Below are 13650 nucleotides of genomic sequence, written 5' to 3'. Positions count from 1 at the left end.
TCCCACGCATCAGGGCGACCCGCAGGGGTCGCCCTCTCCCTTTTTCATTCGAGACAAGAGCAAGACCCATGAGCCAAACACCCTGGTGGCAGAGCGCCGTGATTTACCAGATCTATCCCAAGAGCTTTCAGGATTCCGCTGCCCGTGGCACCGGCGATCTCAAGGGGATCATGGCCCGCCTCGACTATCTCAAGACCCTCGGTGTCGATGCCCTCTGGCTGACCCCGGTGTACGTCTCCCCGCAGGTGGACAACGGCTACGACATCGCCGACTACCTTGCCATCGACCCCGCTTACGGCACCATGGCGGACTTCGAGGCGCTGCTGGCTGCCGCCCACGCGCGCGACATCCGCATCGTGATGGATATCGTAGTGAACCACACCTCCACCGAGCACGCCTGGTTCAAGTCGGCGCTGGGGGATAAAAACAGTCCCTACCGCGACTACTACATCTGGCGCGATCCGGTGGATGGCGGTGTGCCCAACAACTGGCAATCCAAGTTTGGCGGCAGTGCCTGGGAGCTAGATGACCTCACCGGTCAGTACTACCTGCACCTGTTTGCCCGCGAGCAGGCGGATCTCAATTGGGAGAACCCGGCGGTACGTGCCGAGGTGAAAAACATCATCCACTTCTGGGCCAAGAAGGGGGTGGATGGGTTCCGGCTCGATGTCATCAACCTCATCTCCAAGGATCAGGCGTTCCCGAATGACGAGATTGGCGATGGCCGCCGCTTCTACACCGACGGGCCGCGCATCCACGAGTTCTTGCAGGATGTGAGCCGCGAGGTGTTTGCCCCGGTCGGCGCCATGACGGTGGGGGAGATGTCCTCTACTTCGCTGGAGCACTGCCAGCGTTACGGCGCACTGGATGGCTCCGAGCTCTCCATGGTGTTCAACTTCCACCATCTGAAGGTGGATTACCCTAACGGCGACAAGTGGACGAAAGCACCGTTCGATTTCCTCGAACTCAAGCGCATCTTCAACCACTGGCAGAGCGGCATGCACGGCAAGGGGTGGTCGGCGCTGTTCTGGTGCAATCACGATCAGCCGCGCATCGTCTCCCGCTTCGGTGACGAGGGCGAGCATAGGGTGGTGGCCGCCAAGATGCTGGCCAGCACATTGCACGGCTTGCAAGGCACCCCCTACATCTATCAGGGGGAGGAGATCGGCATGACCAACCCCGGTTATCAGCGCATCGATGACTATCAGGATGTGGAGAGCCGCAACATCTTCGCCATCAAGCAGGCTGAAGGGATGAGCGAGGCCGAGATCCTGGCCATTCTCGGCGCCAAGTCCCGCGACAACTCGCGCACCCCGATGCAGTGGAGCGCCGCCCCCAACGCCGGCTTCACCAGCGGAACGCCATGGCTCAAGCCCGCCGCCAATTACCCCGAGATCAACGCCGAGGCGGCGCTGGCCGACCAGAACTCGGTGTTCTGGCACTACCGGGATCTGATCCGCCTGCGCAAGACTCATCCCATCTTCACCCAGGGGGATTATCAGGAGCTGCAGGCAGGGCACCCACAGATCTGGGCCTATGCCCGCCGCGCCAACGGCCAGACCCTGCTGGTGGTGAGCAACTTCTACGGCGAGCCGGCCACCTTCGCCCTGCCGGACGAGCTGGCCACCGGCAAGGGGCGCCTGCTGCTTGGCAACTACCCGGATAGCCCGGCCCGGCCGCAGTCCTGTATGCTGCGCCCTTATGAATCCCTGATCTGGCTGGTGGAGTAGGCGATGAACGAGGTGATGACGAAGACGGCGGTGCGTGGCGCCGAGTGGCAGAAGATGGTAGCGGGGGCGCCTTATGATGCAGGCGACCCTGAGCTCAAGGCGGCGCGCGAGCGCTGCCGCCGGCTCTATCACACCTTCAACACCAGCTGGCAGGAGAAACCGGCGCGGGATGCCCTGCTACATGAACTGCTGGGCGGCCGTGGCCAAGCGTGCGCCATCAACCCGCCGTTCTTTTGCGACTATGGCGCCAACATCTTCGTCGGCGAGAACTTCTACGCCAACGTGGGCTGCACCATCCTCGACGTGTGCGAGGTGCACATCGGCGACAACGTGCTGCTGGCGCCCGGGGTGCAGATCTACACCGCCGCTCATCCGGTGGCGGTGGCGCCGCGCATCAAGGGGGTGGAGTTCGGCAAGCCGGTACGGATCGGCCACAACGTCTGGATTGGCGGGAGTACAGTCATCTGCCCCGGCGTCACCATAGGGGACAACAGCGTTATCGGCGCGGGCTCGGTGGTGACCAAGGATGTGCCAGCGGGCGTGGTGGCGGCCGGTAACCCCTGCAAGGTGTTGCGGCCGATGACGGCGGAGGAGCTGGCGGCGGTCTGACCCAGCCGGGGCGGGCAATCCCGCCCCGGTTGAGATCTGGCGCCGCGTTCAAGGCGCCATCCTTCGTCTGATTTCTTCCCAAGGACGTGCCAGCCCGACCGGGCAGTGCGTTCTCACCTCAGGCAGGCAGCAAGGCTCCGCAGCGTTTGTGCTGTTTCATGACCACCAGGGTCTTGAAGCTGCGCACCTGCTCCCTGGCATGCAGCACCCGCCGGGTAAACAGGTCGTAGCTCTGCATGTCCCGCGCGGCGACCTGCAGCACGAAGTCCTGTTCCCCCGTGACGTACCAGAGGTCCATGACCTCCGGCTCCCCTTGCAGGCTGGCGATCATCTCATCGACGATGCGGCCGTGATCCCGCTCCAGCGTCACGAGTACCAGCATGGTGATGGGCCAGCCCATGGTGGCGGGTGCCACCAGTGCCACTTCCCGTTCGATGAGTTCCGCCTCCCGCAGCGCCCGCACGCGGCGGTAACAGGCCGGTGCCGAGAGGCCGACCCGGTGGGCCAGTTCGGGGATCGGCAGGCGGGCATCCTGCTGCAATTCGGCGAGGATGAGCAGATCGAATTTGTCGGTCATGGGGAGAGAGATAAAAATTATCGAATAGGGCCAGTTTTAGACCGAAATTACGGCCGTCGCCAGATATATTTTACTTCTCATTGTCTGCTCAGGTTTGAACAAGATGCCACCGCACACCACTGCTTTCTCCTCCCTGCTGGCGGTCATCCTCGCCATGCTGTCGATTACCCTCGGCGCCTCGCTGGCCAAGTCCCTGTTTCCCCTGATCGGGGCCGCCGGTACCACCTTGTTCCGGCTGGGATGCGCCGCCTTGCTCCTCTCGCTGGTGTTTCGGATCTGGCGAATGCCCCTCGATCGACGCACCCTGCTGGGGGCCATCCCCTATGGGCTGTCGCTCGGGGCAATGAATCTGCTCTTCTATCTGGCGATCGAGCGGATCCCCCTCGGCGTGGCGCTGGCCATCGAGTTCATCGGCCCCTTGACGGTGGCGCTGCTCGGCTCGCGCCATCGGGCAGACTTCCTCTGGCTGGCGCTGGCCATCGTCGGCCTGCTGTTGTTGCTGCCGCTGCGGGCGGCCGAACAGACCCTCGATCCGCTGGGGGCGGCGTTGGCGCTCGGGGCCGGGGTGTTCTGGGGGCTCTATATGCTGACCGGCAAGCGGGCCGGTGCCCTGCTGGGGGCGCAGGCGCCGGCGCTGGGCATGTGGGTGGGGGCCTTGCTGGTACTGCCCTTCGGCCTCGGTGGTGCGAGCGAGGCTACCTTCACCCTGCCCGTGGTGCTGACCATCGCGGGGGTAGGTCTGCTCTCCAGCGCGATTCCCTACTCCCTCGAGATGTTTGCCCTGCGCCGACTGCCGCTCAAGAGCTACGGCATTCTGACCAGCGGTGAACCCGCCATGGGGGCCCTGATGGGGTTGCTGTTGCTGGGGGAACAGTTGCCCCCGACCCAGTGGCTGGGGATCGCGGCGATCATCGTCGCCTCCATGGGCACCACCTGGCAAGGCGGGCGCCGGCGCACCGAGCCGGCGTGATCTGCCGGGCCCGTACGGCAGCCGAACTACCCTCATGACCTCGCCGGTGGGGGTCTGCTCTTCGCTGAACCCGGGATGTACAGCCACTTCAGATTTTTTGAACATGTAGGCCAGTTTATCTCGCTAACAATGGCGGGCCTGGATGTTTAATATTCACTCAACGCTTAGGCAGGAACGCCAAGCGGCCAAATAACTGGTCGTTCAAGGCTGTGGCACTCTCAAACAGGGTGCCGGATGTCGGTGAAAGAACAACACACTATTTGAATAACCTCTTGCAAGGATGCATTGATTCGGGCCCGTCGGCCCAGGCAATGACATAAAAACCAAGAGAGTGAATGAACATGAAAAACGTAATCAAGATGCTGGCCGTTGCAGGCCTGATGACCGCAGGTTTCGCCCAGGCTTCCGTTCCGGCTGACTTCAACGCCGCCCCGGGTGTGCTGTTTGTGAACTGGCACGCGACCGCCGCCGTCGAAGGCAAGGCCAACCCCATGCTGGAAGTGCGTGACGAGTCTGGCGACGTGGTTGCCTCCGTCCATGCCAACCTGATGGGCACCCAGCAAGTGCAGATCCCGAGCCGCACCCAGGGCAACCTGACCGTGAGCCTGGGTGATCAGAGCAGCGACTACCGCATCCCGTTCGGTATCGGCAGCGGCAAGCAGCGTTAAGGGAGCCAGGGCAACCGGACACCAATGTGAGACAAGACAGGGAGGCCAAGGCCTCCCTGTCGTCGTTGACAAACGCCCGCTCCGGCTCTGGCCAACGAACTCAAAGGTGCAAGCCTGCGGATTGATCCTCCGTACGACAGCTCTTCTCTTCCGATATACCGCCACCAACTTTCATTTCCCTGTCCGATCATACCGTCGGTGCCGTGCGCCTTGTACACCTCTGCCAGTTCAACGCATTGCGCGGGACATCCATCCGTTGGCAGTAGCATGCTGCTGCCCTTTAGGCTGTGGCGAGTGACTTCTTGCTGGACCAGGAAGACCTTCCCCCGCCCATCCGACCACTGTGCGGTCTCCCTTGGGTCAGTCACAAGCTCGGACGGACCACCGCAGATGGGGCATCTATGTCCCGCTGCGGCTACGCTATCATCCCTGATGGCGCTCCTGACCTGGTTTCTTCCCCTCGGCGGATTGGAGGAGGTAGACAATACCGTGGCTGACTGCGAAGGGGTAGGTTGCGGCTCTGTTGGCCGCTGCGACGTGGTACTCAGAACTGTGGGTGTCCCAATTTCGCCCTGCATATTTTGTACATTAGCAACTAAACACACCGGCTTAGTGAAGTTGGCGATTTTTTGGAGCAAAAAAGTGGCAGCTTTGCCAAGTCCGTGAGCTTTGACTTGTTAGTCCTTTTTACCACCATTTCTCGAAAGCACCTAACCTCTCTGCTATTTCAGGTAACTCTGTAGAGTAGCCTATTACTTTTAGTGATATTTGGCCAAGATCAGACGTGTCTTTTGTAAATATTTGCGTAACGACCCCATTTCCATACTTGGTAAAGATAAAGACAGGGTTATTACTCAAGTCTGACAGAGTGGCTGCGCCGTTTTCTAGACTAACCAAAGCCTTAAGCTCCGAATGAAAGACATCTATAGCTGAATATTTAAACCAACACTCTAATATTTCAATGTTCGCCTTTTGAAAGGGCATGCACCATGTGATACCTATATTAAAAGCTACTGATGGAAGATGATCATCTACGCCAGAAATATCAAGAGTTACTTCAAGCGAAGAATTTCTTATTAAATGGAACATACTTTCCTTGAATACTAACGATTAAACTAACGGACATGCAAAAGCGTAGCTTTTGCATGTCCAGCGAACGAAGTGAGCGGCATTTGAGCGCATTGTTAGGCTGCTGGCCACTGCGTGCGAAATGTAAGTACTTTGACAATGCAGGCCTCTGTTAGAAAGGCTACGACCCGCTCTTGCAGAGGCGGTGAAAGATCAGGGTATTCGTCCGCCAAGTACTCTATGGCCTCTTCATGCTCCCAAGGACCGAGGGAAGCTATATGCGTCTTATGCGAAGCCTGAATTTCATTACAAGATGCGTATGGGTACTTTTAGATCAGCACGTTGCTTTCGGTATAAATAATATGTAGCTGCATTGGGCTTTTCCTAGTTGCCTAACGATTAAGCTAACGGGCGGAGAAAAGAGTAATTTTTTGGCGTCCAGCGAACGAAGTGAACAGCATTAAGCGTATTGTTAAGCATAAATCACCAGTCTTGCTTGCTGTGGGTACTCATCTTGCATTTCAGAAAGACACTACTTTCATTAGGTCCGCTTCTCTAGGTAAGCGCTGAGAGAACTCATGCCAGCCTAAAAATTTAATAACGAATGGCATTTCAACTAGGCCGGTTATTGCGTCCCAGAAAGTATCCCAGTTCGCTCCATACCACCCCAGAAAATTTAACGATCTCATCAGCAAAGAGTGCTGCTCTTCTGGGCTTGCGATAGCAAGGAGGTCGATATCTATGAGCTGTGCACGAAACATCAGTTTTTGCCTAACGCCTCAATAATCGGCGCAGCTTTACCGCGCCCGGCGCCTGAAAGGCACGTAGTTAATTGACTTGTTATAGGTTTTTTCATAAATCGTATAGCGCTCTTCACTGTGCTCGATTAGTTCCCCATTTTCGTTACTCCACTTAACTATGTAACTAGCTTCGATGAACTCTTGTGGACAAAAAATACCATACTTATTCAAGATTTATTGATCACCCTGCTCAGAAGGAATAAATCTATTCAGGTATTCTTTATCAAAGAACACAGTAACCTCGCTAGGCCAAAGGTTAGGGTAGCAAAGTAAAACAGCTACCAATGAATCACCTTCTTAATCTTAATGTCGGGAGTTTTTTATATTTTGTGCTGCTTATAAGAGCTGTAAAATCGCTCCCTCTTTCCACTCGGAATTCGACTTATGGCCTTGAATCAACCGCTCTAAAGTCCATGTTTTTGAAGTTCTGATATCGACTTCATCACTTTTAGGATAAAACCCTTGGAATCCCTTTGCCCATCTATTCAACGCTCTAAGGTGCCTTTCAGGGTTTCGAATTTTTCCATTGGGCCTACTGAAACTTAATCTTCGTATTGTGACTACTTTTCCTTTTCCGTATAGCACTTTGCTAATGGGCAGCCAAAACGTAGTGTAGCCACGTTGTTTATGGCCGGAAGGGAGTTATGCAACTTGTTACAGGGCAGATTGTTCGTCAATTAATGTACCATTTCCCCAGAATTGGTTTACTTTGTCCCACCACTTTTTGCTCTCAGGCAGTAGATAGGGCTCTATTGATGTCACGTTACTCTGACCTTGAAGTCCCTCAAGCAAACCAATTGTGGCAGCCTTTTTCACATAGGAGCTTCCCTCAATATGCCAACGCTCTACAACCTCAAACAATTCCTTAATTTCAGAATCTTGCGCAGTTTCTAAAAGTGAAGAAATATGCCTGGAAAGGTCTCCAAGTGCTAAATATATGGGCAAATCCTTTTCATCTTGCCAATCGTCCAGGAATTCTGCCCATGCTGGCTTAAAGCTAGGGCAAGCTTTAACTGCTAGTTCTAACATTTCATCTTTTTCTATCATGATGCACTTAGGCTCTATAACGTTGAAGCTGAGCCGCTAGCGGCGACCTGCCGATGCGAGTCGCTCGAGCGACTGGTTAGGCATCTGGTGCCTCATTAATCGCTACAATGAGCTCTTCATCGTTGAGCTCTGTATCGTCGATGTAGCCTGCGGCGATTCGCTGCTTGGCCTCGGGCACGACCAAACAAAGTGCAATGCGCTGCCGAATGAAGGTAGCAAGCACGTAGTTCGAAACCTTGGACACAGGCACCGACCAGTTCTCTCGGCATCGTTCAATGAGACTGGACTCGAAGTTTGGGTCGACCCATGGTCCTTCAACGTCCGCGACAGACAAGCTCTTCATTCCTAATACCCCACCGTGATTAGATGGAAGGTTGTAGTGGTCAACTAAATCCGGACACACAGTTAAGCCGATTCTCGGCCTCTGCTGGCGGTATCCCATCATTGTGTTGATGTGGTCACCGCCAGTTGTAGTAATCCATCAGGTAGTAGCTGATATCCCGTTTCGCTTCCCGCAGACTCATGTAACCCGTCGCCGGAAGCCACTCCGTCTTCAAACTCCTGAACAACCGCTCCATCGGCGCATTGTCCCAGCAGTTGCCACGCCGACTCATGCTCTGGGTCATGCGATAACGCCACAGCCGTTGCCGAAATACCCGGCTGCCGTATTGGCTGCCCTGGTCGGAGTGAAACAGCACGCCAGACGGGCAGCCCCGTTGCTGATACGCTATGTCGAGCGCTTTCACGGCCAATTCAGCATCAGGTCTGCCGGACATCGCCCAGCCCACGACCCGTCGGGTGTGGAGGTCGAGCACCGCGGCCAGGTAATGCCAGCGGCCACCTGCCCATACGTAAGTGATGTCGCCGTAACACACCTAATTGGGTTGCTGGACATCAAATTCACGCGCCAGAAGATTGGGAATATCCGGTCATTCAGACCGCGCGACCTGATAAAGATGAGCTCCGGGTTGCTTGGAGACCAGCCCGGCCTCCTTCATCAGACGATGCACTTTGAACCGGCCAATCTGATGCCCCAGTGTCCGCATCATTGACATCAAGGCCCGGCTGCCAGCTGAGTCTCTGCTCTCTTTGAACAGACACCGTAACTCACTTCTCTGCTGCACCCGTTCACGGTTAATTGTGCGCTTGCGAGCCAGATAGTCGTAAAAACAGGCGGTTGGTATACCGAAAGCGCAACAGACCAGGGTGGTGGGGGCTTGCTCCCTTAATCGGTCTATCACGAGTTCGTCCGCCATCAAGAGAGCAGTGGCCTTTTTTAGAATGGCCTTTTCGCGTTCAAGCCGGTTGATGCGGGCTTCCAACTCCTGAATTTTCTGCTGCTCAGGGGTCAGCGCCCGGTTAGCAGGTGTAGCGCCACTTCGTTCTGATTGAAGTTGCTGAGCCAATCGACGCAGCACGGTTTCGCCGACATCCAGTGAACGGCTGGCTTCGGGGACTGAATAGCCTTGGTCGAGCACCAGGGATGCGGCTTCCAGCTTGAACTCGGCAGTGAATGAGCGACGTAATCTTGTCATTGAACACCTCAGGTCTGGGTGGCGACTGTACCACCTAAAACGGTGTCCGGGATGATTAGACCACTACAATCGGCCAGTTCGCAATACCGGGATGTTGAGCGAGGGGCTGCGGTCCAAGGATGGACCGTTGGCGCGCGCCGTCGGCCTGATGGCTGAGGCGAGGGCACTCAGAAGGGTGGGTGTTCCAATATATCCCTCAATAACCGGCGAGAGTTAGCGTGTCCGGCACCGAAGGCGTGCAGATAATTGACTTGTTATGCGTTTTAATCAGGCTTATCCATAAAGTCTTGCCATTCGTTCTCATAGTAGGTCTCTGAATTGGAAAGAACACAGTATTGATTTCCTTCATCGTCAAAGCCTTTGGCAACCAGGCTGATGCAGCTATGAGTATCCCCATAATCGAGGGATAATCTGACCTCTAAATCTTGATTCTCAAAGCTTTCTAGTTCTTTGATAAGTTGCTTTATTGTTTTTCCTCGGGCTACCCATAGAGGAATTTGATGTCTCAGTTTCTTCATGATTAAAGTGCCAATTTAGTAATTTAGGATTTAAGGGAACAAAAGGTGCGTATGCATAAAATAATGATCTTAACACTAGAGCGCTCAAAGTGGTGGGGGGGGGCTAATATCTACCCCTGGATCAGATCAAAGCGTCTTTCGTGCGGCTTGCCACTCAGACCACGACTCTTCTGCAACTATATCGGGGTAGCCTCTTTTTTCTTCCATCTCAAGGGCTACGGAGAACTGAACAGCCATACATGTAGCGCCATCTCGAATTTTGATGACTTCATTTTCCGTGAGCGGGGAGCCCTTGTCCTTCTCCGCTTTATACAAGAGTGTCACCAAGGCAGGAATGAAAATAAGACAGAGATCTTGATCGTTGGTAGACATAGCTCTATAGAACCCTAACGTTGGATGTAACCGGACGGAAGAAAGCGCAGCTTTTTGACAGTCCGGTTGACGGACTTGTTGTGTATTGGTGAAGTCGAAATACAAAATGTTTGACCAGTTTCCAAGCTCGAGGCCATAGATAGGCTTCATCAAATCGTGCGCAGGACTCGTTGGTTCGGGAGCACTGCCAAACAGTTTTTAGAAGAACCCAACCGGTTTAGGTGGAACAACAGGGGACGGAACTAAAGACTGCAACGCCTGTTCCACTTCACGCTGGAGATTGTTTACTTGCTCTAGGAGCGCTAGGTTCTGCTCAAGAAGCGGTGTTTCCCCCTTGTCGAAAATTTCACCGCACTCCAAAACGAAGTATTGGTTTTGGTTCTCTGGTTTGCTCAAGAACTCGATGGCTTCGGCAATCAAGTCCTGTGCTACAGGAAGCACTACTTGCGAAAAGAACCCCTCAAGGTTTTTACGCCTGAAGCGTAGTCACCTATCAGCGTTATTCCTTCCGTGTTATTTCAAAGCGAAGATGGACAGGTTTTGGGGTTGCCAGAGAGAAGAAGATTAAAAATGATTGGTATATCGTAGTTCCACTCCGAAACTCCGATCAGTTTCCGACCGTTTGCTAGGAATAACGTTGGTTGAATAGAGATAGCTACGGTTGGTCACAGTGATTACTCCGATGCATAACGCTGTCAGCAGGGGGCGAAAAAATAGTATGCCGCCTCTGGCGGACTTTGTTAATGGTTTATCTGATTGAGTTTTTTGAACTATCTCTAGAAGTAGTTTATAACCTTTTTGGCTTTATTGCCATCATCACCTATAACGCTGATTTCTGCCCTACAGTTTGGGAAAATTTTTTCTGCCTAAATGCATATCTTAGGCTTTAACTTTCATGTTTCTTTTACAGCTAAGGCGTTCTACATCTACTTGCAATTTCATCTCGATCTTCCCTTTTTATTAAAGTTAACACCCATGGTTAGTGTCGGCGTCCGCTTGACCGACCAGTTATGCCCAAGCTCAGCACATTCAGGATTTATTTGGTTGTTTTTCCACCTCAATAATTGCCAGCGCTTCAAACAGATTTCCCTTGGTGGATGTGAAAAATATTCTTGCATTTTTATTTTCTCCCAAGAGAATGTTGCCTGTAAGCTGGCGGTCGATCTTTATGATGCCCGGGATAATGAACAGAGCTTGCTCCCCTGAGGATTTTTCCTCTACACCGCTAATCATTCTTAGATCGGTTAGATTTAGTGGGGATTTTTGAAGGGTCATTTTCAGTTTGTTTGTTAACCATTCTTCGACAGCGTCCTAACTGGTACTGGAGGTACCCAGTGATGAACGAGGTAATGAGCGCAAGAATGGAGAGCCAGAGGGATATTTTTTGATTTTTTCCATAAGAACTCGTGTTGAGAGTGCGCCTCTTAAAGAAGCAGTGAGCCACGGAATTGCTTGGTTACTCAGTTGGTGGGTCTAACGCAGTCCATAGCGCTGAGCGTAGCGAGACCGGCAGCCGAAGGCTGCAAACTGCCGGGTTTTGTTATGTAGTAACTTGCAAGCCAATGTCATTCATGAAATTCCCACGGGATTTCCTGTTTGAATATTTTAATTGCTTGCTCTACAAGCTCAAGATCTAGGTCATTTTTGTAAAAAGTTACCTCTCTGGTCTTTTAGTGTGATCTCGAAAGACTTCCAGAATCCTGTCGTTGCCAGAATAAACCTCTATGCTGATCCCATCCCATCCCATCCCATCCCATCCCATCCCATCCCATCCCATCCCGGCCAGAGCCAATATCACTCGCTACAATATACTTTTCGATATTGAAATATTCATCCATGCTTATTTCTCTGCGATGCCACGTAACGTCGTACTCTAGGACAGACCGAAGTGCAGCGTAGGTTTTTCCCTAGCTGCACTTTGTTATGCCTTGCCTACACCAAACCACGATTTTAGCTTTGAACCCCATTTTTTCTCGTAGAATGGTTTAGTTTGATTTATAAAATACTGGCTAAGACCAGGATCATTTTTATTTACCATGTAGAGATCAACAGGCTCACCTTCGGGCGCGGTATCGCCAGCTACATTGCCAGCCTCCCTTATGACTTTTTCAATATCACCATCTGCCTCTATGCCAACTATGAGATGTGGTTTCTCATCAACAGATGTATCATGCATGAGTGCCAGATAAGCTCTTTTAACATTGCCATGCTTTGTCAATAGTTGGGTAAGTGAGTCAACCATTTTTGATGGGTAATTAGAAGGCTGCCCCAGCAGCACCTTAGTTTCTTTCTCTACCACTCTCTGGGATGGTGCCTGACTGATACCTATAGATAACAACTGTGCAACTTCTTCTGGAGAAAACTGTTTACCATAGTCTGACTTGGGATTAAGAAATAACGTAGCCCCATGCGTCATTTCAAATAAAGAGCGTACTGGTAGGATAAGGTATGATTCTTGGTTATTAATTGATTTTTTCAATACTTCTAGCGAGGAAAAGAACGGAATTACAGATGAGCCATCTGTCCTCTCCCAATGCTGTATTTTAATTTTACTACCAGCTGTTAGATTCACTTCTCCATCCGAGCTTTTCACTCCAGTGGTACCAAGCAAAAATACTTGCGAGCTTAGTAGAACTTCACAGAATTGTGGTCGATGGGCTGGCTCATCAGCAGCCAATCTTAAAATCTCTTCTAGTTTATTTTCTTCGGTTATTTCCACGAGTCTTCCTCTAGGCATAACAATGATTAGACTAAAGGCGGTACTAATCTGTTAGCAGATAGTTTCATATTACTCTGTAACACCTTCATGTCCGCCAAGTAAAAATTATCATTCAATAATAACATTGCCAGTTCACATTGGGTGAGGGTATTCACTTGCCCCCTCTTTTTGCGCCACGATTGCCGCTGTGTAAAAAAAGTGAATGGGCTACTCATGGGAAGCGCCGTCAAACCCCGCCAGAGTGGACAGCTCAGAAATGAAACCGTCACCATTTTGAGTTGGTCGTTGTGGGCAACTCTCGCTTATCAATGCCATCAGGCATGGCTACCGCCTCTGAATTACAGCCTCCAGTCTGCTGCTTTTTACCTGCGAGGTTGCGCTGGCTTGGCCCATGGGTGACTCCGACGAGACGTTTTGCCAAACGGCTATGTTAGCGAGTTGTGCTGTAGAGGGAAGAGGGGCGCGATGGTTTCCAGCGCAAGATCAATAAATTAATGACCAACGCATAGTGTGGGCTATCACAACATTGATAAAGCATCAGCGGGTAGGGTATTGATTCTTCTTTTAATCCTTCCGGGTCTGTAGAGACGTGCTCTCGAATATTCGAATACACACTGCACTATTCGAACCTACGAATGTGGCAAGTATCAGCAAGAGCAACAGAGGGGTACGGTATTATTGACCCCCTGCAAGCCGCCGAGGGGAGGGGCAAGGTTAGGAGCGCCATCAGGGATGATGGCTCAGCCTTAGCGGGGCATGGATGCTCCATCTGCGGCGGTCCGTTTGGCATTGTGACCGGCCTGAGGGAAACCGCACAGCGGTCGGGCTGACGGGGGAGGAGACCTTTGGTGATTATGGACCTTTCCAAAGTCACTCACCCCGGCCCGCAGGGCGGGCGAACCCCTTCGAGGAGGAACCCCTCGTGCCTTTTGCGGCTCCCCGTGCCCGGTGCAATGAACTGCGTTGATTGCACCCTATTCCTAAGACGAATGAGCCTCCCGGCTCGGGAGGGCTCGTGCTTGCCACAGGCCAGGAGC

The 13650-nt window shown here is 52.8% G+C and carries 16 protein-coding genes and 1 pseudogene; 4 read left to right on the top strand and 13 right to left on the bottom strand.

Annotated features, from left to right (window positions below; all coding sequences use genetic code 11):
- Nucleotides 1-68 precede the first annotated feature (68 nt).
- Together treC and C2U40_RS19590 are read left to right on the top strand one after the other, a co-directional pair.
- Complete coding sequence (gene treC / locus C2U40_RS19595) at nt 69-1730, top strand: alpha,alpha-phosphotrehalase (protein WP_103827089.1); 1662 nt, start codon at nt 69-71, stop codon at nt 1728-1730.
- A 3-nt stretch (nt 1731-1733) separates the two neighbouring features.
- Nucleotides 1734-2339 carry a sugar O-acetyltransferase gene (locus tag C2U40_RS19590; RefSeq protein WP_103827088.1) on the top strand — a complete coding sequence of 202 codons (606 nt, stop codon included), beginning with the start codon at nt 1734-1736 and terminating at the stop codon, nt 2337-2339.
- A 118-nt stretch (nt 2340-2457) separates the two neighbouring features.
- On the opposite strand, the gene C2U40_RS19585 is transcribed toward C2U40_RS19590, so the two are convergent.
- Nucleotides 2458-2916: an Lrp/AsnC family transcriptional regulator gene (locus C2U40_RS19585; protein WP_016352133.1), complete on the bottom strand. Its 459-nt coding sequence runs from the start codon at nt 2914-2916 to the stop codon at nt 2458-2460.
- Between the two features lie 103 nt (nt 2917-3019).
- Between C2U40_RS19585 and C2U40_RS19580 the strand changes: the two genes are divergently transcribed.
- Together C2U40_RS19580 and C2U40_RS19575 are read left to right on the top strand one after the other, a co-directional pair.
- Nucleotides 3020-3886 (top strand): EamA family transporter, encoded by an 867-nt coding sequence (locus tag C2U40_RS19580; protein ID WP_181014718.1) that lies wholly within the window; start codon nt 3020-3022, stop codon nt 3884-3886.
- 335 nt (nt 3887-4221) lie between these two features.
- Nucleotides 4222-4554 carry a hypothetical protein gene (locus C2U40_RS19575; protein WP_016352131.1) on the top strand — a complete coding sequence of 111 codons (333 nt, stop codon included), beginning with the start codon at nt 4222-4224 and terminating at the stop codon, nt 4552-4554.
- A gap of 687 nt (nt 4555-5241) precedes the next feature.
- Here C2U40_RS19575 and C2U40_RS26260 read toward each other — a convergent pair.
- The 12 genes and pseudogenes from C2U40_RS26260 to sseB all read right to left on the bottom strand — a co-directional run bounded on the left by C2U40_RS26260 (nt 5242) and on the right by sseB (nt 12613).
- Entirely contained in the window at nt 5242-5643 is a 402-nt protein-coding gene (locus C2U40_RS26260; protein WP_146054344.1) for a hypothetical protein, read from the bottom strand.
- Nucleotides 5644-6143: 500 nt separating this feature from the next.
- Nucleotides 6144-6311, bottom strand: a complete 168-nt coding sequence (locus tag C2U40_RS27060; protein WP_442778424.1) for a barstar family protein — start codon at nt 6309-6311, stop codon at nt 6144-6146.
- 285 nt (nt 6312-6596) lie between these two features.
- The gene (locus tag C2U40_RS27055) at nt 6597-6707 is read right to left on the bottom strand and encodes a DUF3916 domain-containing protein (protein WP_146054343.1); all 111 of its coding nucleotides are present in this window, start codon (nt 6705-6707) and stop codon (nt 6597-6599) included.
- 369 nt (nt 6708-7076) lie between these two features.
- Nucleotides 7077-7469: a DUF7674 family protein gene (locus C2U40_RS19560; RefSeq protein ID WP_103827086.1), complete on the bottom strand. Its 393-nt coding sequence runs from the start codon at nt 7467-7469 to the stop codon at nt 7077-7079.
- Nucleotides 7470-7545: 76 nt separating this feature from the next.
- Nucleotides 7546-7812: a hypothetical protein gene (locus C2U40_RS19555; protein ID WP_146054342.1), complete on the bottom strand. Its 267-nt coding sequence runs from the start codon at nt 7810-7812 to the stop codon at nt 7546-7548.
- 40 nt (nt 7813-7852) lie between these two features.
- Nucleotides 7853-9004, bottom strand: a pseudogene (locus C2U40_RS19550) (IS3 family transposase).
- Nucleotides 9005-9267: 263 nt separating this feature from the next.
- Complete coding sequence (locus C2U40_RS19545; RefSeq protein WP_103827084.1) at nt 9268-9522, bottom strand: hypothetical protein; 255 nt, start codon at nt 9520-9522, stop codon at nt 9268-9270.
- A 126-nt stretch (nt 9523-9648) separates the two neighbouring features.
- Nucleotides 9649-10044, bottom strand: a complete 396-nt coding sequence (locus C2U40_RS26595; protein WP_199773223.1) for a hypothetical protein — start codon at nt 10042-10044, stop codon at nt 9649-9651.
- Between the two features lie 48 nt (nt 10045-10092).
- Nucleotides 10093-10314 (bottom strand): DUF7822 domain-containing protein, encoded by a 222-nt coding sequence (locus tag C2U40_RS26590; protein WP_199773222.1) that lies wholly within the window; start codon nt 10312-10314, stop codon nt 10093-10095.
- Between the two features lie 98 nt (nt 10315-10412).
- Nucleotides 10413-10475 (bottom strand): hypothetical protein, encoded by a 63-nt coding sequence (locus C2U40_RS27050; protein ID WP_442778423.1) that lies wholly within the window; start codon nt 10473-10475, stop codon nt 10413-10415.
- A 448-nt stretch (nt 10476-10923) separates the two neighbouring features.
- Complete coding sequence (locus tag C2U40_RS19530; RefSeq protein ID WP_103827083.1) at nt 10924-11169, bottom strand: hypothetical protein; 246 nt, start codon at nt 11167-11169, stop codon at nt 10924-10926.
- Nucleotides 11170-11815: 646 nt separating this feature from the next.
- A complete protein-coding gene (gene sseB, locus C2U40_RS19520) occupies nt 11816-12613 on the bottom strand; it encodes an enhanced serine sensitivity protein SseB (protein WP_103827082.1) in 798 nt (265 codons plus the stop codon).
- Nucleotides 12614-13650: the final 1037 nt, after the last annotated feature.

The organism is Aeromonas sp. ASNIH4 (assembly GCF_002934425.1).
Lineage (GTDB): Bacteria > Pseudomonadota > Gammaproteobacteria > Enterobacterales > Aeromonadaceae > Aeromonas > Aeromonas hydrophila.
Note: the sequence above shows the minus strand (reverse complement) of the source record. Positions and strands in the feature narration are given on the sequence as shown.